General features: G+C 68.6%; 15 protein-coding genes. 8 read left to right on the top strand and 7 right to left on the bottom strand.

The window, feature by feature from the left end:
• Positions 1 to 59 precede the first annotated feature (59 nt).
• The 3 genes from FAB82_RS05265 (at position 60) to FAB82_RS05255 (ending at position 3570) form a co-directional block, all read left to right on the top strand.
• On the top strand, positions 60 to 1808 hold the full coding sequence (locus FAB82_RS05265; RefSeq protein ID WP_136533495.1) for an NAD+ synthase: 1749 nt from the start codon (positions 60 to 62) through the stop codon (positions 1806 to 1808).
• A gap of 132 nt (positions 1809 to 1940) precedes the next feature.
• Positions 1941 to 2810: a 3-methyl-2-oxobutanoate hydroxymethyltransferase gene (gene panB / locus FAB82_RS05260; protein ID WP_136533494.1), complete on the top strand. Its 870-nt coding sequence runs from the start codon at positions 1941 to 1943 to the stop codon at positions 2808 to 2810.
• Positions 2811 to 2883: 73 nt separating this feature from the next.
• Complete coding sequence (locus FAB82_RS05255) at positions 2884 to 3570, top strand: HAD family hydrolase (protein WP_136533493.1); 687 nt, start codon at positions 2884 to 2886, stop codon at positions 3568 to 3570.
• Positions 3571 to 3691: 121 nt separating this feature from the next.
• Here FAB82_RS05255 and FAB82_RS05250 read toward each other — a convergent pair whose 3' ends face one another.
• The gene (locus tag FAB82_RS05250) at positions 3692 to 4315 is read right to left on the bottom strand and encodes an MOSC domain-containing protein (protein WP_168801427.1); all 624 of its coding nucleotides are present in this window, start codon (positions 4313 to 4315) and stop codon (positions 3692 to 3694) included.
• A 186-nt stretch (positions 4316 to 4501) separates the two neighbouring features.
• On the opposite strand from FAB82_RS05250, the gene FAB82_RS05245 reads away from it, so the two are divergent.
• Complete coding sequence (locus tag FAB82_RS05245) at positions 4502 to 5842, top strand: glutamine synthetase family protein (RefSeq protein WP_136533491.1); 1341 nt, start codon at positions 4502 to 4504, stop codon at positions 5840 to 5842.
• Positions 5843 to 6016: 174 nt separating this feature from the next.
• Here FAB82_RS05245 and FAB82_RS05240 read toward each other — a convergent pair whose 3' ends face one another.
• Genes FAB82_RS05240 through FAB82_RS05215 form a run of 6 tightly spaced genes read right to left on the bottom strand, consistent with a single transcriptional unit; the run spans position 6017 to position 11289 of the window.
• Positions 6017 to 7981 (bottom strand): hypothetical protein, encoded by a 1965-nt coding sequence (locus tag FAB82_RS05240; RefSeq protein ID WP_136533490.1) that lies wholly within the window; start codon positions 7979 to 7981, stop codon positions 6017 to 6019.
• Between the two features lie 5 nt (positions 7982 to 7986).
• Positions 7987 to 8742, bottom strand: coding sequence for a hypothetical protein (locus FAB82_RS05235; RefSeq protein ID WP_136533489.1), 756 nt, complete (start codon positions 8740 to 8742; stop codon positions 7987 to 7989).
• On the bottom strand, positions 8742 to 9068 hold the full coding sequence (locus tag FAB82_RS05230) for a hypothetical protein (RefSeq protein ID WP_136533488.1): 327 nt from the start codon (positions 9066 to 9068) through the stop codon (positions 8742 to 8744). The genes FAB82_RS05235 and FAB82_RS05230 overlap by 1 nt, the downstream gene beginning before the upstream one ends.
• 45 nt (positions 9069 to 9113) lie before the next feature.
• Complete coding sequence (locus tag FAB82_RS05225) at positions 9114 to 10157, bottom strand: hypothetical protein (RefSeq protein ID WP_136533487.1); 1044 nt, start codon at positions 10155 to 10157, stop codon at positions 9114 to 9116.
• 33 nt (positions 10158 to 10190) lie between these two features.
• A complete protein-coding gene (locus FAB82_RS05220; RefSeq protein WP_136533486.1) occupies positions 10191 to 10484 on the bottom strand; it encodes a hypothetical protein in 294 nt (97 codons plus the stop codon).
• Positions 10477 to 11289 carry a hypothetical protein gene (locus FAB82_RS05215; RefSeq protein WP_136533485.1) on the bottom strand — a complete coding sequence of 271 codons (813 nt, stop codon included), beginning with the start codon at positions 11287 to 11289 and terminating at the stop codon, positions 10477 to 10479. Before FAB82_RS05215 ends, FAB82_RS05220 begins: the two co-directional genes overlap by 8 nt.
• A gap of 367 nt (positions 11290 to 11656) precedes the next feature.
• Here FAB82_RS05215 and FAB82_RS05210 point away from each other — a divergent pair, with 367 nt between their 5' ends.
• From FAB82_RS05210 to FAB82_RS05195, 4 genes are all read left to right on the top strand, one after another.
• Positions 11657 to 12391, top strand: a complete 735-nt coding sequence (locus tag FAB82_RS05210; protein ID WP_136533484.1) for a type 1 glutamine amidotransferase — start codon at positions 11657 to 11659, stop codon at positions 12389 to 12391.
• On the top strand, positions 12384 to 14996 hold the full coding sequence (locus FAB82_RS05205; protein ID WP_168801426.1) for a bifunctional [glutamine synthetase] adenylyltransferase/[glutamine synthetase]-adenylyl-L-tyrosine phosphorylase: 2613 nt from the start codon (positions 12384 to 12386) through the stop codon (positions 14994 to 14996). The genes FAB82_RS05210 and FAB82_RS05205 overlap by 8 nt, the downstream gene beginning before the upstream one ends.
• 306 nt (positions 14997 to 15302) lie before the next feature.
• Positions 15303 to 16271, top strand: a complete 969-nt coding sequence (locus FAB82_RS05200; RefSeq protein WP_136533482.1) for a magnesium and cobalt transport protein CorA — start codon at positions 15303 to 15305, stop codon at positions 16269 to 16271.
• A gap of 274 nt (positions 16272 to 16545) precedes the next feature.
• The gene (locus FAB82_RS05195) at positions 16546 to 17991 is read left to right on the top strand and encodes a glycosyl hydrolase family 18 protein (RefSeq protein WP_136533602.1); all 1446 of its coding nucleotides are present in this window, start codon (positions 16546 to 16548) and stop codon (positions 17989 to 17991) included.
• The last annotated feature ends 1 nt before the right edge of the window (position 17992 follow it).

Genomic DNA, 17992 nt, shown 5'->3' with positions numbered 1-17992 from the left:
CGAGGCATCTTTGCCCTACTCGGATGACGAAGCGGTGCCCGACGCGGAAGAATAGGCGCATGCCGACGCTCCGTATCGCACTCGCCCAGGACAACCCGGTCGTTGGGGACCTTGACGCCAACGCCGCCCTCATCCGCGCCGCCGCCGGCGCGGCCTCCGCCGCCGGTGCGCACCTCCTAGCCACCGGGGAGCAGTCGCTGACCGGCTACCCCGTCGAAGACCTGGCGCTGCGTCACTCCTTCGTAGAGGCCAGCCGGGAACGGCTGATCCGCCTCGCCGCCGAACTCGCCGAGGACGGCCACGGCGCCCTCCCGGTGGCCGTCGGCTACCTCGACTCGGACGGACCCATCCCCGAGAGGATCGGTGCGGTCGGCGGACGGGGCATCCGAAATGCGCTGGCGCTGCTTCAGGATGGCAAGGTCCTATTCCGCTACTACAAGCACCACTTCCCGAACTACGGAGTTTTCGACGAGGAGCGGTACTTCGTTTCCGGCCACGAACTGCACCTCGCCCGCATCGGCGGGGTCGATGTGGCGTTCACGATCTGTGAGGACATCTGGGGCGGCGTCCCGATCACCGCGGCCGACGAGGCCGAGGCCGGACTCGTCGTCAATATCAATGCCTCCCCCTATGAGCAGGGCAAACACGAGCGGCGGCTGGCGCTCGTCAAGGAGCGGTCGGCCGAGGTCGGTGCCCCGATCGCCTATCTCAATCTCGTCGGCGGCCAGGACGAGATCGTCTTCGACGGCGGCTCGTTCATCGCCGACACCGCAGGCAAGATCCTCTCCAGCGCCCGGCGCTTCTCCTCCGAGCTCTTGATCACCGACGTCGAACTCGCGGCCGCCTCCGGCGCGGACGTCGCGAACCACTCGGGCACCACGATGAGCACCTCGCTCCATGTCATCTCCGCGGAGCCGGCCGCGATGGAGACCCGCATCGAGCCGTCCTACGCGCCCGACCTGGAGCGCCTGGAGGAAATCTGGGAGGCCCTGTGCCTGGGCCTGGGCGACTACGTGCGCAAGAACGGCTTCGAGTCGGTGATCTTCGGGCTCTCGGGCGGCATCGACTCGGCGCTGACGGCCGTGATCGCCCGCGACGCGATCGGGGCCGACCGCGTCCACACCGTCGCGATGCCCAGCCGGTACTCCTCGCAGCATTCGCAGGACGACGCCGCCGACCTGGCCGCGCGCTGCGGGATCAACCACTCGGTCGAGGAGATCCAGCCGATCGTGGACTCCTACCTCGCGGACATCGGAATATCGGGTCTGGCGCTGGAGAACCTCCAGGCGCGGGTGCGGGGCAATATCCTCATGGCCCTGTCGAACCAGCACGGGCACCTGGTGCTGGCACCTGGCAATAAGAGCGAGTACGCGGTGGGCTATTCGACCATCTACGGAGACGCGGTCGGCGGGTTCGCCCCGATCAAGGACGTGCTCAAGACCCTCGTCTACGAGCTGGCGACCTGGCGCAATGCGAAGGCCCGGAGCCTGGGGGAGACCGAGCCGATCCCCGAGAACACGATCCTCAAACCGCCGAGCGCCGAGCTGCGCCCGGACCAGAAGGACTCGGACTCGCTGCCCGACTACGAGATCCTAGACGGCATCCTCTCCGGTTACGTGGACTCGGACCGCGGCCGCGAGGACCTGGTCGAACAGGGCTACCCGGCCGACGTGGTGGACCGGATCGCCGGCCTGGTGGACCGGGCCGAGTACAAGCGGCGCCAATCGGCGCCGGGCACGAAGATCACCGTCAAGTCCTTCGGCCGCGACCGGCGCCTGCCGATCACCAATCGGTTCAGAGGGAAATAGGGGAGGGGGCGGCGTAGTTTGTCACACCGCCCCTTCACCCGGCCGCGGAGACATCGATGAGCGTTAGTCTTGATTCCGTAATTACCCGGGGACCGGCTCGTCCGGCCACGAGGAGATTCAGGAGTTACGACGATGACGGCGCCTTCGAAGAGCACAGCATCGACTTCCCCCGACGAGATCCCGAGCTTGTACGGGCCGGGCAAGAACGTCAAACGCGTCCGCACCCGCCACCTCATCGAAGCCAAAGAGCGCGGTGAGAAGTGGGCGATGCTGACTTCCTACGACATGTACACCGCCGCCCTGTTCGACGAGGCCGGGATCCCGGCCCTGCTGATCGGCGACTCCGCGGCGAACAACGTATACGGCTACGAGACCACCCTCCAGGTCTCGGTCGACGAGCTGGTGCCGCTGGTGGCGGCCGTGGCCCGCTCTACGATGCGGACCCTCGTCGTCGCCGACCTCCCGTTCGGGTCCTATGAGGCCGGTCCGGCGCAGGCCCTGGAGACCGCCGTCCGGTTCATGAAGGCCGGCGCCCACGCGGTCAAGCTCGAAGGCGGGCGCCGCATGGCCGCCCAGATCCGGGCGCTGACGGACGCGGGCATTCCCGTCATGGGCCACATCGGTTTCACCCCGCAGAGCGAGAACATGCTCGGGGGCTACCGGGTCCAGGGCCGCGACGCCTCCGCCGCCGAGGTCGAGGCCGACGCGCACGCCGTAGCCGAGGCCGGGGCCTTCGCCGTGGTTCTGGAGATGGTGACCGCCTCGGTCGCCGCCGAGATCACCAAGCAGATCGCGATCCCCACGGTCGGCATCGGAGCGGGTCCGGACACGGACGCGCAGGTGCTGGTGTGGCAGGACATGGCCGGGATGCGGCGCGGCCGCGCCCCGCGATTCGTCAAGCGCTACGCGGAGGTCGCCGACGTCCTGCAGGGCGCCGCAAAGGCATTCGCCGACGATGTGCGGGCCGGGTCCTTCCCGACGGCAGAGCACAGTTTCGATTGAAGCTGAAACTCTTTGGTGAGTGTCGTCGCCTTCTCCTTTGGGGGAGGCGACGATTCGCGTAGCGTCTCAATACGTGAACGACGCTATCCTGCTTTTCGACTACGACGGCACGGTCCGGCTCGGCTGGGAGCACGCCGCCCACTATGCCCGCCTCGTCGCCTCGGAGCTCGAATCCGACGACCGCAAAGCCTTCCTCGACGCCCACACCGCGTTCGTCGCGGGTAAACCCACCACCGGCTCGACCTTCGACGCCTTCGACCCCGACAACGCCGTGCGCCGCCTCGCCGGCGACTACGGCATCGACGACAAGGTCCGTCAGGCCGCCTACGAGGACACCCGCGCCCTGATGGCCGAGGGCCAGTTCAACGTGTGGGCCCCGGCGGGCCTGCGCGAGATGATCTGGGGCCTGCCCCGGCAGGTCGAGATCTACCTGGCCACCAACGCCCCGGCCGAGAGCCTGGAGCCGGTCCTCGACCGGCTCGGCCTCGACGGACTGTTCGACAAGGTCATCGGCGATGCCAACAAGCCCGACGGCATGCCCGAGATCCTGGACGACCTGCTCGACGGCCGCGACCCGTCCTCGCTGCTCAGCATCGGCGACATTCCCCGCAACGACCTGGCCCCGGCCGTTGACTATGGCTGCGCGACCGCCTACATCGACCACTTCGGCAGGCCATGGCCTGCCGCCGACGTCTCAGTTTCGACCATTGAGGAGCTGTACCCGTTCATCCACCGCTGGGTGACCGAGCGTTTGGCGTGACTCCCCGTTTCGTGCCGGGCCTGATCGACTGGGACACAGGATGTCGGTCCGCCGTTTTATGCTGGTCATACGCCCTGAGCCGACCGATCCCCGGCTCAGGGCGTCCTCGCTTTCACCGCTCTCAACCGCTGATCTGGTCGCCGACGGCGATAGTCGCCTTCGCCTCGGTTCGGACGTAGATGCCGAAGCGGTTGTCCAGCTCCTTGACGATGTGTTTGTGCAGGTCCTTGTCCCGTTGGCGCCCATAGGGGTCCCAGCTCGGCAGGATGCACCGTTCGCACGGCTTCTGGACGGTGAAGTCGTTGTCGCCCAAGCGGATCCGCGAGCCCGGTTCGAAACCGGCCTCGGCGAAGGCGTCGGCGTCGGATTCGCACAGCACGTTGGGGCGGAAGCGCTCGACCTCGATCTCGCGGCCCATCTGCTCCGAGAGCCGCTTCAGGCTCGCCTCGAAGACCACCAGGAGCCGCCCGTAGGAGCGGCCGTGCGGGCGCAGCTCGATCGCGTCCTCACCCAGGTCGGCGGCCATGACCGCCGGCAGGTCCGGGTCGTCGGCCGCCCAGGCGGCCCCGCTCGGCTCGTAGACGACGGGAGCGTCGCCGGTGCCGTCGGCGCAGCCGCACTGCGCGGGCCAGGCCGCCTCCCACTCCATCATCCGAGGGTGCGAGCCGCCCCACAATTTATCGTCTGAACCGGCCTTGAACACCTCGAGGACCCGGTCCCCGGCCATGCCGTTCCGATCGACCACAGCGGACCGGACCGTCTCGCCCCGAAGGGCTTTGACGGGCCACCGCCACATTTGAGTAACCGTTCCTGCGAACACGCTCACGAATCTACCTCGGTCGCGTTCGCAGCGACGTTTGCCTGGGTTAACGTCGGGGACACAATCAAGTGAGAGAATTGCCGCCCCAGGACCAGCTAGAGGAGAGACACGATGGAACGCCAGAAGGAGTTCGTGCTCCGGACGCTCGAAGAGCGCGATATCCGATTCGTGCGACTGTGGTTCACCGATGTCCTCGGCACCCTCAAGTCCGTCAGTGTCGCCCCCGCCGAGCTCGAATCCGCCTTCGAGGAGGGCATCGGGTTCGACGGCTCGGCCATCGAGGGCTTCGCGCGGGTCTACGAGTCCGACATGGTCGCCATGCCTGACCCGACCACCTTCCAGGTCTTCCCCTTCGAGGGCCGCGGCATCGGCGAGTCCGCCCGCATGTTCTGCGACATCCTGACCCCCGAGGGCGCACCGTCCTGGGCCGACCCGCGCCACGTGCTGCGCCGGTCCCTCTCCAAGGCCGCCGACCGGGGCTTCACGTTCTACGTGCACCCCGAGATCGAGTTCTTCCTCCTCAAGGACGGCAGCGAGAACCCCGTCCCCGTCGACGACGGCGGCTACTTCGACCACACCACGCACTCGACGGCCCGCGACTTCCGCCGCCAGGCCATCATCGCGCTCGAGCGCGTCGGCATCTCGGTCGAGTTCTCGCACCACGAGGTCGCGCCCGGCCAGCAGGAGATCGACCTGCGCTACGCCGACGCGCTGACCACCGCGGACAACATCATGACGTTCCGCCACATCGTCAAGGAGGTCGCCCTGACCTCCGACGTGACCGCCTCGTTCATGCCCAAGCCGTTCACCACCCAGCCCGGCTCCGGCATGCACTCCCACCTCTCGCTCTTCGAGGGCGAGGACAACGCCTTCCACGACCCGGGCGACGAGCAGCGGCTCTCCAAGACCGCCAAGGCCTTCATTGCAGGACTCCTGCGCCACGCGCCCGAGTTCACCGCGATCACCAACCAGTGGGTCAACTCCTACAAGCGCCTCTTCACCAGCCCCCAGCCGGGCCAGATCTCCGAGGCGCCCTCGTTCGTGTCCTGGGGCAAGGCCAACCGCTCCGCGCTGGTCCGCGTCCCCGCCTACGGCAAGCCGAACTCGGCCCGCGTCGAGATCCGCTCGCTGGACTCGGCCGCCAACCCGTACCTGGCCTACGCCGTCCTGCTCGGCGCCGGCCTCAAGGGCATCGAAGAGGGCTACGAACTGCCCCCGGGCACCGAGGACGACGTCGCGTCGCTGACCAACGCCGAACGCGTCGCCGCCGGCTACCAGCCGCTCCCGTCGAACCTCGCCGAGGCCCTCGACGCGATGGAGGCCTCCGAGCTCGTCCCCGAGGTCCTGGGTGAGCACGTCTTCGACTACTTCCTCAAGAACAAGCGCAGCGAGTGGGAGGACTACCGCACACAGGTGACCGCCTTCGAGCGCCGCAGGTACATCAACCTCTGAGCGCCCGCAGAAGCGGACACACGACTAAGACCGTGGGGCCTGTCCCGGATCGATCGATCCGGGACAGGCCCCACGGCCGTTTCCCGTGAAGGGGATCGGGGCGCGAGGCGGCTGCACGGTGCCGCTCCGCACCCCGATCGTCTCGAGGGCAAGGCCCGGTCTGCGGGCCCGGCCCTATGCGAAGGGGTCCTCGTCCTCGTCCTCGGGCATGCCGCCCCAGATGTCGTCGTCCTCGGTGAGGAACACCTCGCGGTCGCTCTCGGGGTCGTCTCCGGGACCCTTCCCGCCGCCTGCGGCGCCCGGGACCATGCCGCCGCCGGAAACCGAGCCGGCCTTGCCGGCCGCTGCGGATCCCGCCCCGGCTCCCATGCCCGCGCCCGCACCGGCGCCACCGCGCAGCCCGCTGCCGCCTGAGGTGGAGCTGATCCCGCGGCCGCCGGAACCCGAGCCCGAGCCCAGTCCCTTGCCGTTCGACGTCGAGCTGATGCCCCGGCCGCCATTGGAGGTGGAGCTGATGCCCCGCCCGCTGCCGAGCCCGCGCCCGGTGGCCGGGGACGGGGTCCGCCCGGTCGTGCCGCCGTTGGGCCGGTACGGCACGCCGGTGGTGGTGAGGTTCGGGCCGCCGGGGCTGCTCGGCGGGGCGCCGGGGGCGGTGAGGCTGGGGCTGCTCGGGCCGTTGCCGCCGCTGGCGAGACCGCCGTCGAGATCGTCCGGGTCGGATTCGGACGGCGACCAGGGCGAGTCGTCCAGGCCGTCGAGCCCGTTCGGGCTGGAGTAGTCGGTCGGCGGCAGCCCGCCCGTATTGCCGACATTGCCGACGTTGCCGATATCGCCGTCGGGCGCGGTGCCGTCCGGGTCCTCGCCGGGGCCGAACGGGTTCTCGTCGCCCAGCCCGTTGAGGTCGTTGCTGCCGCCGGTGTAGTCGCTCGGAAGGTTGCCGCCCTGGCCGCCAGTGCCGCCGAGCCCGTCCGAGTTCGAGTTGTTGAGGCTGTTCAGGTCCGTGGGCGGGGCCATGTCGTCCAGGCCCCCACCGCCTCCACCGCCCCCGCCTCCGCCGAGGTCGGGCATGCCGGTGCCGCCGTCGCCGATGTCGAGCCCGCCGTTGTCGGGGATGTCGGTCTGGCCGTCGTTGAAGGTGGTGGTCTCGCTCGGCTTGGAGTCGGGCTCGATCTCGGTGACCTGGGCCTCGACATTGGAGTGCCGCTCGGTCACCTCCTCATTGACGATCGCGGCCTGCTCCTCGAGCTGCTCGGACCCCTTGGCTCCCATGGCGACAAGTTCCCGGTCGGCGTACTCGTCGGCCTTCTTCTGCGCCAGTTCCTCGCCCTTGAGCCCGTCGACCTCGTAATCGGGATTGGCGGTGGCGTACTCCAGCCACCGGTCGTACTCGGCCTGGCGGCCCTCCTGGACCTCGTCTACGACGGTGGGATCGAAGCCGGCCAGCTCGACCGCGTGCTTGATCTCGTCGTTCTCCTCGATGACGCAGTTCTTGTAGAACGGGGGCCGGATGTGGATGCGGTGGGAGCCGCAACTGGTGCCCTCCATGTAGAACTTCGGCGCCGGGTAGACGCAGGCCGTCCCGCCCTGCTGCTCGAAGATCTCCAGCTGCTTGTCGTCGAGGACCTTGACGATGCCGTCGGTGCCGTCCTCCCCGCCGATGTCGTCGAGCAGGGTCCGGCAGTTCTTGATGACGGTCTCGCTCTGCTCCTCGAAGGCGTCGAAGTCGTCGCCCTTCCAGAGCTTGGACAGGTCGGCCAGGCCCTGCTCCAGCTTCGGACCGATGACGCGGAACTGCTCGTGGAAGTCCGTCCACTCGTCCCGGATGGTGTCCAGGGCGTAGTCCGCCTCCGGCTGGGGCCGGATGGAGGAGACCATGCTCTGGATCGTCTGCCCCTCGGGGAGCATCATGGTGCCCTCGCGGGCAGCCCGCAGGTTATTGATCTGGCTCGCCTGGGGGACCGCCGACATCAGCTTCACCCAGGCCGCCTCGGCGGGTTCCTCGGTGCTACAGGTGCATGAATCGGTGCTGCATTGGGGCGCTACCAGGAGGTTGTTCTGCGCCTCGGTATAGGAGGAGGTCGACTGCCCCTCGTCGGTCTTGCCGTAATCCTGGCGCTCGAACTCTTCTTCTTCGGCCATCGCCGCTACTCGCTCTCGACTCGTTCGAGGATGTCGGACTGGACCTGCGGCAGGTACTCCTGCGAGATCCAGTCGGTGAACTGTGCAGTTGTAAAGGGGTAGACGGCCAGCTGCTCGGCGCTGGAGTCCGGGTAGAGCTCGGGGGCGGACTCGTAGGCGCCGACGCCGGGGTCGTGCAGGTAGTCCACCGACACGTAGACGACCCACGACCCGTACCGGCCGTAGACGTCCACATAGGTGCGGTGCGCGGTCTCCGCGGTGACGGTGAGGCTCTCGTCCCACTCGCCGCCGAGTTCGCCCTCCTGTTCGTCGGTGTAGTCGAGGCCCGCGGGATTGTCCTCGCGGACGCCGACGCGATCGGCGAAGTTCGCCGCGGCCTCCTCCTCACCGGCCCAGGGCGCCAGGCCGGCGCGGATCGCCGCGTCGCCGGTGGACTCGTAGTCGAACGAACCCTGCGTGTCGGAGAAGGCGGCCAGGTCGAACAGGCCCGAGCAGCCGGCGGCCTCGGCGTCGACGCCCTCGTTCAGGCCGTCGCTTTGCAGCTCCCCTTCGACGGCCGTGACGCCCAGGGTCTCTTGGAGCGCTTCCAGGTCGGCGAAGACGTCGCAGCCCAGCCAGTCCGACATGGACGACAGCGAACCGGTCTCGGCGGACCCGCTCGTGTCGGCACCGGGATCGGTGCCGGTGCTGCAAGCGGAGGCCAGGGCCAGCGCGGCGGCCACCGCGGCGGCGGTCCCTGCCACCCGGGTCGCGGCCCTCATCAGGCGAGGGCCGAGTCGTAGTCGTTCAGGTCGCTTTCGGCGGCCGCGTCGGCCTCCTCGGACAGCTCCGCGGAGTCGTTGAGGGTGGTGATCATGCCGTGCAGGGATTCCCGCAGGTTCTGAAGGTTGGTCCAGGTGGTCTCGTGGAAGGTCTCGTAGTTCTGCTTCGCGGTCACCGAGGCGTCGAGCTGCCCGAAGGCGGGCAGGCGGCCCAGCGGCTGCCCGTTCTCGAGCTTGGTGATGATGGAGTCCAGGAGTTCCAGCTGGTCGCGGACGACCGACCGGTATTCCTCCAGGGCCTCGGTGTCGATTTCTCTCGCTGCCATCGGGCTGCCAATCTGCTCTCAGGTGTTGATCGGTTCCGCGCCTGGTCAGGCGTCTTCCTGCTGGTCCTTCGGGTACTTGTCGGGGTCGCGCCACTGCGGTTCCCCGTCGTCCTCGCGGGCCTGGTCCTCGAAGGTGTTGGGGATGAAGTCGAGGCCGCCGAAGTCGACCCCGGTCTGCCGGTCCCACCGCTGGGCGTCGCCGTCCGGGTTGACGTCGCCGTTGATGTTGTTGCCGATGTTGTAGACGCCCTGGCCGCCGGCGAAGTTGATCAGGTGGGGATTGTTCTTCATGAGCAAGTTGTTCATTTTGGGCGAGGCGCTCGCGAGGCTGCTCGTCGCGTTGCGGCCGGGGGCCATGAGGTTGCGCAGTGCCAGCTGCGAGAGTCCCTGGAGCAGACTGAATCCGGTCGAACCGATCGTGTCCAGGGGATTGATCATGTTGCCCTTGGTGGCCAGCGCGATCCAGGAGGCGCCCATATTGGCCCCGATGAAACTCGCCAGCGTTTTGGCGGCCAGGGTGATCGCCTTGTCCAGCGCCTCCAGGACCGTCAGGCAGGACCCCGCGGTGGCGGTGGCCATGACGTGGATGCTCGCGGCCACCCCGGGCCCGATCACCGGGATGAACCTGAAGGCCGTGTACATGACCGACATCGCGAAGAGCGAGGTGGCGACGGCGAGCATGAGGGGGACCAGGACGGCCAGCATCGTGCCGATGATGAACAGGGAGATGCCCACGTGCATCGCGAACGCGGCGATGATGACCAGCTGGGCGTCCATCTTGCCGGACTTGTCGTCGAAGGAATCGCGGTCGTCTCCCGACCAGTCGTCCTCGCTGATCTCTCCGGTCTTCTCCTTGAGCTTCTCGCTCGCCGCCAGGTAGTGCTCGGCGAGCTTGAGCCAGTTGGCGGCGACCTGCATGATCAAGCCGGGGTTGCACTGGTTCATGTAGATGATGCGCGAGATCTGGTTGCACGGGCCGAAGAAGGTGAAGGTGGGCATGACGATCTGGATGGCGGCCGCGGGCGCCATGTACGAATAGGCCTGCTCCATCTGGGCGAACTGCGCGGGATCCGGGGCGGTGTAAGACATGTGGTGACGTTCCTTAGGATCGCGGGGCGATGGTCAGCTCAGGTCCTTGGCGGCCGCCTCGTCGGCCTTGCCCCAGTCCTTCGCGGTCTCGGTGAGGTCCGTGTTCAAGCCCGTGAAGCATTCGACGGCGCCCTCGACCATGGAGCTCATGTAGCTGGTGGCGAACGTGTAGGCGATGGCGAGCGAGGGATCGACGGAGGTGTAGAGCGTCTGGTCGAGCGTCCGGAACACGGGGATGACGTCATTGGCCTTGACGAGGATGTCGCCGACCTCGCTCTCGATGTCGGTGCCGAGCTTGTCGATTCGATCGCCGTCGATATTAGGCAAAGTAGCCTCCCTGGTTGAAGAGTCGGGTCATGTCGCGCTGTTGTTCCTGGAGCGAGGCGAGGTCCTGCGTCGCCCGGTCGCCCCTGGCCTGGTTCTCCTGGACGATCGGACCGAGATCACCGGGGCTGAGCGGCAGTCCGAGACCGGTGAAGTAGTCGTCCTCCCGGCCCGCCAGGTCGGCGGCGGCCGCGGCGGCGGTCTCGGTGAGTTCTTGGGCCAGGACCTTCGGTCCGACCTCGCACGCCTTTTTGCTGAGCCACACGGAGGCGATCGGGTAGGCCAGCGTGGACTCGATGGCGACGAGCTTGCTCTCGCTCTTGGCGGTGCCCGTCGGCTGCGCCTCCTCGTCGCCCTTGCCGCTGCCGGGCGGCTGGTTCTTGAAGCGCTCCAGCAGTGCGATGGAGCTGTCCAGCATCTCGACCGCGAACGGGGGCATCGCCAGGCCGGTCGGGCCGCCGGTGAACTGCGAGTCGCGCGGGGTGTCGGCCTCGCCGAGAGGCGCGGCGTCCTTTCGCAGCTGCTCGATGGTCGCCTCGAAGCCGTTGTCGCGCAGGTCGCCGCGTAGTTTGGCGAGCTGCGCGATGGCGTCGTCGATCGACGGTGCCGCGGTTTCGGGGGCCTCGGCGCGGGCGGCGTCCGCGGCGGCATGTGCGGTGGTGGTGACGAGTTCGGCCAGGTCCCGCGCGTACATGCGGGTGGCGGTGTCGGCGAGCTCGACCTTCGGGGACGCGCCCGTGGCTACGGTGACGGTGACGTTCCCGCAGTCGCTGGTGAGAGAGCGCTCCCCAGATTCGTTGACGGTCAAGAGATCTCCAGTGTTCGGGGGATCGTTCCGAGAAGACCGCAATGATAAGCATGCTTTCTTGAATGATTCGTAAACGCACTTTATGCACGATATGTAACTATGTGAATATCATTCTCAACTAGCGCGCGCTATGACCTGCGAGTCGATCCGGATGGAATCCATATTGGACGTGCAGGTGTGAGCGCGGGGGAAAAATCTTTCCCGGGCTCGAAATCACTTTCGGCCCGTTTGTCACCGAATCGTTATCAAACGCCTGTAAACGGAAGTGTCCGCTGTGACTCTGTGGAACTCCACGGGCCCGGGCCGGCGAGGAACCCGGGGCGATGGAGCGTCACGCGAGGCGCGTGCAACGGATTAGCATGGGGTAGTGACCTCCACCGCACTAGTCATTGAGAACGACCCCGCGCAGGGGCTCGGCCGGGCCGCCGACTGGCTCACCGAGGCAGGACTCGAGTTGGACCTCATTCGCCCCCACCGAGGTGAGCCGGTGCCGAACAGCCCCGGCGGACACGAGGCGCTCATCGCGCTCGGCGGCGGCCGCGGCAAGGACTGGACCGACGAACTGGTCGGACTCCTCGAGTGCGCCGTCGCCGACGCCACCCCCACCCTCGCGATCTGCTCCTCCTCGCGCCTGCTGGCCGCCGCCTTCGGCGGCCGCGTCGAGGACTCGGACCAGCCGATCGGGCCACGGATGCTCGCCAAGCGCGACGCCGCCGGATACGACCCGGTCTTCGCCGCCGCCCCCATGACCATCGACGTGATCCGCTGGCGCACACAGGAACTCGTCGAACTTCCCGAGAGCGCGACGCTCCTGGCGGCCTCCCCGCACGGGGCACTGGAGATCTTCCGCATCGGCGCCTCGGCCTGGGGCGTCCAGTCGCACTTCGAATTCACCCCCGAGCAGCTCGCGGGCTTCGGGGTCTTCGACGAGGCCGCGCTGGCCAAGGCCGCCGACGTCGATGAGCACATCGTGGAGACCTGGAAGCCGATCATCCAGCGGTTCGCGGGAGTCGCGACGGGTGAGAACACTGCTTCAGTCGAGTTCGGGGCTGCGGGCGGGGCGACGGGTGGGCGGAAGGCGCTACCGATCATCGATGCCTGACACTGACGAAGCGCGCCTGGCGGTGAACGCGGCCAGCAATGCCCTGGCCGATTTCCTGCGCGCCCACCCGCAGACCGAGGCCGCCCTGACCGAGTCCGAGGACACCGGTCTCGAGCGCATCCGGTCCGCCGGAGCGTCCCGACTCAACTTCGAGTGGAAGGCGAACCTGCTCCGCATCAGCGCCGCCGACCTCACCGGAGAGGCCGACCTCGCCGCCACCTCGGCCGCCCTCTCCCGCCTGGCCGACGCCGTCCTGGCCCGCGGCCTCGAACTCGCGCGCAATGAGCTGGGTCCTTCCATGGACATGGGCGAGACCCGTCTGGCCGTCATCGCCATGGGCAAGACCGGTGGCGAGGAACTCAACTACGTCTCCGATGTGGACGTGGTCTTCGTGGCCGAGGGCGATCTGGACCTGGCCACCCGCCAGGCCGCCCGCATGATCCAGATCGTCGGCCCCGCCACCTGGCCGGTCGACGCCGGGCTGCGGCCCGAGGGACGCCACGGCGCCCTGGTGCGCACCGTCGACTCCTACCTGTCCTACCTGCGCGACTGGGCCCGCACCTGGGAGTTCCAGGCGCTGCTCAAGGCCCGGCCCGCCGCCGGGGACCTCCAGCTCGGGCTCGACTGGCTCGCCGCCGTCCAGCCGCTCATCTGGGGCGCCGCGAACCGGCCCGGCGTCGTCGCCGACATCCGCGACATGCGCCGCAAGGTCGCCGAATCGGTGCCCGCCGCCGAGCGCCGCTACGAGATCAAGCTCGGCCCGGGCGGCCTGCGCGACATCGAGTTCGCGGTGCAGCTGCTCCAACTCGTCCACGGCCGCGGCGACCCGGCGCTCCGCGTGCGCCCCACACTGGAGGCGCTCGACGTGCTGGAGGCGGGCGGCTTCCTGGCCCGCCGCGACGGCGAGGACCTGCGGAGCACCTACGTCTTCCTGCGCACCGTCGAACACCGCCTCCAGCTCCAGCGCCTCCTGCGCACCCACCGCGTCCCCGCCGGCGGCGAGCCGCTGCACCAGCTCGCCCGCGTCCTCGGCTACACCTCCGACGAGGGCTTCCACGCCGCATGGCGCGCCCATGCCGCCACCGCCCGCCGCCTCCACGAGAAGCTCGTCTTCAAGCCGCTGCTCGACGCCGTGACCCGCGTGCCCACCGTCGAACTGCGCCTGACCGAGTCCGAGGCCGCCTCCCGGCTGGCCGTGCTCGGCTTCGCCGACCCCGAGAGCGCCCTGACCCACATCCGGCGACTCACCGCCGGCGTCAGCCGCACCGCCACCGTGCAGCGCGCGCTCCTGCCCGTCGTCCTCCACGAACTCGCCGACTCGCCCGAGCCCGACCGCGGCCTGCTCGCCTACCGGCAGGTCTCCGACAAACTCGGCTCCACCCCCTGGTACCTGCGGCTCCTGCGCGACGGCGGCCCCGCGGCCGTCCGCCTCGCCCGCCTGCTCGGCACCTCCCGCTACTTCACAGGTCTGCTGCTCCACGTGCCGCAATCGCTGCGGTACCTCTCGGACAATGCCGACCTGACCCCCCGCGCGCGCGAAGACCTCGCCCAGGGCATGCGCCAGGCCGCCGCCAGGCATACCGATCCGACCCACGCGGTTTCGGCGGTCCGCGCCATCCGGCGCCGTGAACTCATTCGCATCGCCGCAGCCGACCTCCTCGGGCTCCTGGACGACCAGCAGGTCGGCATCGCCCTGTCCGACCTCACCGACGCGGTGCTGGACGCGGGCCTCGCCGTAGCCTCCCGCGATGTCCCCGACGCCCCTCCCATCGCGATGATCGGCATGGGCCGCTTGGGAGGACGCGAGACCGGCTTCGGCTCCGACGCCGATGTGGTGTTCATTCACGGCGGTGAGACCGATGTCGAACGCAAGGCCGCCGGGCGCATTGCCGAGTCCGTTCGGGGGCTCCTGTCCGCGCCGACGGCCGACCCTCCACTGGAGATCGATCTCGACCTGCGGCCCGAGGGCAAGGGCGGCACGCTGGTGCCGAGCCTCGCGGCGTACCGGCGGTACTACACCGACCGGGCGCGGCTGTGGGAGCGGCAGGCGCTGCTGCGGGCCCGGCCGGTCGCCGGTGACGCCGAGCTGCTGGAGGAGTGGACCACCGTCGCCAACGGGATCCGCTACCGGCCCGGCGGGCTCAACGAGGCCGAGCGCGTCGAGTTCCGGCGGGTGAAGGCGCGCGTGGATACCGAGCGGCTTCCGAGGGGTGCCGATCCCAACGGACACACCAAACTCGGACGCGGGGGACTGGTCGACATCGAGTGGGCCGCGCAGCTGTTGCAACTCGAACACGGCGAGGAGCCCGGACTCCACACCACGCGGACGGTGCCCGCGCTGGAGGCCGCCGCCGCGGCCGGGCATCTGGATCGCGTGTCGTTGGCGGAGTTGCGCGAGGCGTGGGAGTTCGTCTCACGGGTGCGCAACGACATGACGCTGGCGCGCGGGGTGCCGCGCGACGAACTGCCGCGTTCGGGAGCGGAACTGGCCGCGCTGGCGCAGACGCTGGGATTCGGCGAGGACACCCAGGAATTCCTGAACCACTACCGGCGCCTGACCCGCCTCGCCCATGACGCGGCGCGCCGGATCGTCTACGGAGACTAGACGCGCCGGGCGACGCACCATGTTGATCGCGGGAGCTAACTGTTTCGAGTGACATCGCGGCGGCAGGGGCGTCGCGGGCCCGCAAGTTGTCGCACCCGCGAGGGAATGTTGGGGCCAGGCTCCCCGGGTGGGTGGGTATTCCGTCCTCACCCCATTCCCACCCACACCCTTCGGGGTGGCCCGCCCGCTAGGCATTCCTGATCCAGGGTGGCCCACCCGCCGCGCGCCTCCGGTCCGGGGTGCTTGACCGGAGCGGGTGCATACCGACCGAAGCCCTCCTAGACTCGGGTCCGAGGAGGTTCGCGCATGGTCGACTACGCGGTGGTCGCCCCCGGCGGAGTGACCGACCACAGTGGTGATGCCGCCACCCTGAAGACCGCCGCGCGGAACCTGCCCGACGGCGCCTACCTCTGGGGCGACCTCGACGCCTCCAATGAGACCGACCTCCCGGACGTCCTCGCGGCCCTCGGGCTCGACCAGTTCGGCCTGCGGGGTGGCCGCGCCGCCCACCGCCCCAAAGTGGAGCACCACGAGGGCACGGTCATGCTCCTCGTCCAGACCGTCTGGTACATCGAGGACACCAGCCAGGTCGAGACCGGCGAACTCGCCGCCTACACCGACGGGAAATCCCTGGTCACGGTGAGACGCGGCGCCTCCGACCCCACCGGCCGCGCCCGCCGGCGCCTCGCCGACGACGCCGAACTGCGCGGCGGCGGACCCGCGCTCGCCGTCTTCTCCCTGCTCGACAGCGTCGCCTCCGACTACGAGGACGCTCTGGCCGCCCTCTCCGAGGACGTCGGCGACCTCGAGAAGGCGGTCTTCTCCGGCGACCGCAAGGACCGCAACGAGGACATCTACTTCCTCATCCGGGAGACGCTCCAGTTCCAGGACGCGGTCGGGCCGCTGACGCCCTTCGCGCACGCCGTCAAGCGCCGCGAGAGCCCGCGCCAGCTGTTCGACCTGCCGCGGTTCCGCGAGGTCGCCGATCGTCTGGTGCGAGTGGACACCTCCCTCGCGACCGAGATGAGTCTCTTGACGACCGTGCTGACCGCCCACCAGGGACAGATCGGCACCTGGCAGAACGACGACATGCGGCGGATCTCGGCCTGGGCGGCGATCGCGGTGGTGCCCACGGCGATCGCCGGGATCTACGGCATGAACTTCCAGCACATGCCCGAGCTGCACTGGACCTTCGGCTACCCGCTCGTCATGGCCGTCATCGCCGCCATCTGCGGGCTGCTTTACCTGGGGTTCAAGCGAAACGGCTGGCTCTGAACCCCCGAAACCGAAACGAGGAGCGGACCGATGCCGATCCGCTCCTCAGGCCCTGCCTGCCTTCTCGAACACGATAGCGTTGCCGCGCAACACGAAATGGTTGAGGAATTGCTCACTCCGGGTGACGGGGCACGGAGCGTGCAATTCCGGCAATTCAAGGTTTTGTCCATGAAACCTTGACTTCAGTCGAAGGGACCGTAAAGATAAAGAGACCTATCAGTTAAGTATCTTAACATTTGGGAGGCCCCCCTTGAGACGACTGAAAACCCGACGCATGATCGCCTCGCTGACCGCGGCCCTGGCCGTGGTCGCGAGCGGCGCGATCTACATCGTCGCCAACCCCTTCAGCGCCAGCGCGGCGGAAGCCTGCTCCACCGCCTGGAACTCCGGCTCCGTCTACGTCGGCGGAGACCACGTCAGCCACAACGGCACCGAGTACAACGCCAAGTGGTGGACCACCGGAGAAGAACCCGGCACGACCGGCGAGTGGGGCGTCTGGGAATCCCTGGGCGCCTGCGGCGGAGGCGACGGTGGCGACCCCACCGACACGCCTTCACCGGACCCGACCGAAGATCCCACCGATGACCCGGGCACCGGCGAGCCCGGCCAGACCGGCGGGATCAACGCCGCGTACTTCACCGAGTGGGGCGTCTACGGCCGCAACTACCACGTCAAGAACATCGTGGACTCCGGCTCGGCCGAGGACCTGACCCACATCGTCTACGCCTTCGGCAATGTCAAGAACGGCCAGTGCACCCTGGACGACTCCTACGCCGCGATCGAGAAGTCGTACACCGCCGACCAGTCGGTCGACGGCGTCGCCGACACCTGGGACCAGGAGCTGCGAGGCAACTTCAACCAGCTCCGCAAGCTCAAGGAGCTCAACCCGGACCTGGAGATCGTCTGGTCCTTCGGCGGCTGGACCTACTCCGGCGGCTTCGGCCAGGCCGCGCAGAACCCGGCCGCGTTCGCCGAGTCCTGCTACAACCTCATCCACGACCCGCGTTGGGACGGCGTCTTCGACGGCATCGACATTGACTGGGAGTACCCCAACGCCTGCGGCCTGACCTGCGACACCAGCGGGACCGAGGCCTATGCGGGCCTGATGAGCGCCCTGCGGGCCGAGTTCGGGAACGAGCTGGTGACCTCCGCGATCAGTGCTGACGGCACCGACGGCGGCAAGATCGAGCTCGGCAACTATGCCGGGGCGGCCGACTACGTCGACTTCTACATGGTCATGACGTACGACTTCTTCGGCGCGTGGGACGCGGACGGGCCCACCGCCCCGCACTCCCCGCTCAGCGGCTACTCGGGCCAGCCGATCGCCGGCTTCGACGGCGAGACCGCCATCGACAAGCTCAAGGAACTCGGGGTCCCATCGAACAAGATGCTGCTGGGCTTCGGCTTCTACGGGCGCGGCTGGACCGGGGTGACCCAGGCCGGACCGGGCGGCTCGGCGACCGGGGCGGCGCCGGGCACTTATGAGGCCGGGATCGACGACTACGAGGTCCTGGTGAACGAATGCCCGGCCACCGGCACCGTCGCGGGTACCGCTTACGCCCACTGCGGCAATGAGTGGTGGAGCTACGACACTCCCGCGACCATCGCCTCCAAGATGGACTGGGCGGGCAGCCAGGGTCTGGGAGGCGCGTTCTCCTGGGAGCTCTCGGGCGATACTGCCAATGGCTCGCTCATTAACGCCATCGCGGGCGGTCTCTAGA

The sequence above is a fragment of the Glycomyces buryatensis genome (genome assembly GCF_004912275.1).
Lineage (GTDB): Bacteria > Actinomycetota > Actinomycetes > Mycobacteriales > Micromonosporaceae > Glycomyces > Glycomyces buryatensis.
This window is presented reverse-complemented; position numbering and strand designations above follow the sequence as displayed.

Excerpts from the sequence above, each read along its gene's own strand:
- FAB82_RS05265 (WP_136533495.1), top strand. The coding sequence starts at position 60 with ATGCCGACGCTCCGTATCGCACTCGCCCAGGACAACCCGGTCGTTGGG.
- panB (WP_136533494.1), top strand. The coding sequence starts at position 1,941 with ATGACGGCGCCTTCGAAGAGCACAGCATCGACTTCCCCCGACGAGATC.
- FAB82_RS05245 (WP_136533491.1), top strand. The coding sequence starts at position 4,502 with ATGGAACGCCAGAAGGAGTTCGTGCTCCGGACGCTCGAAGAGCGCGAT.
- FAB82_RS05240 (WP_136533490.1), bottom strand. The coding sequence starts at position 7,981 with ATGGCCGAAGAAGAAGAGTTCGAGCGCCAGGATTACGGCAAGACCGAC.
- FAB82_RS05235 (WP_136533489.1), bottom strand. The coding sequence starts at position 8,742 with ATGAGGGCCGCGACCCGGGTGGCAGGGACCGCCGCCGCGGTGGCCGCC.
- FAB82_RS05230 (WP_136533488.1), bottom strand. The coding sequence starts at position 9,068 with ATGGCAGCGAGAGAAATCGACACCGAGGCCCTGGAGGAATACCGGTCG.
- FAB82_RS05225 (WP_136533487.1), bottom strand. The coding sequence starts at position 10,157 with ATGTCTTACACCGCCCCGGATCCCGCGCAGTTCGCCCAGATGGAGCAG.
- FAB82_RS05205 (WP_168801426.1), top strand. The coding sequence starts at position 12,384 with ATGCCTGACACTGACGAAGCGCGCCTGGCGGTGAACGCGGCCAGCAAT.
- FAB82_RS05200 (WP_136533482.1), top strand. The coding sequence starts at position 15,303 with ATGGTCGACTACGCGGTGGTCGCCCCCGGCGGAGTGACCGACCACAGT.
- FAB82_RS05195 (WP_136533602.1), top strand. The coding sequence starts at position 16,546 with ATGATCGCCTCGCTGACCGCGGCCCTGGCCGTGGTCGCGAGCGGCGCG.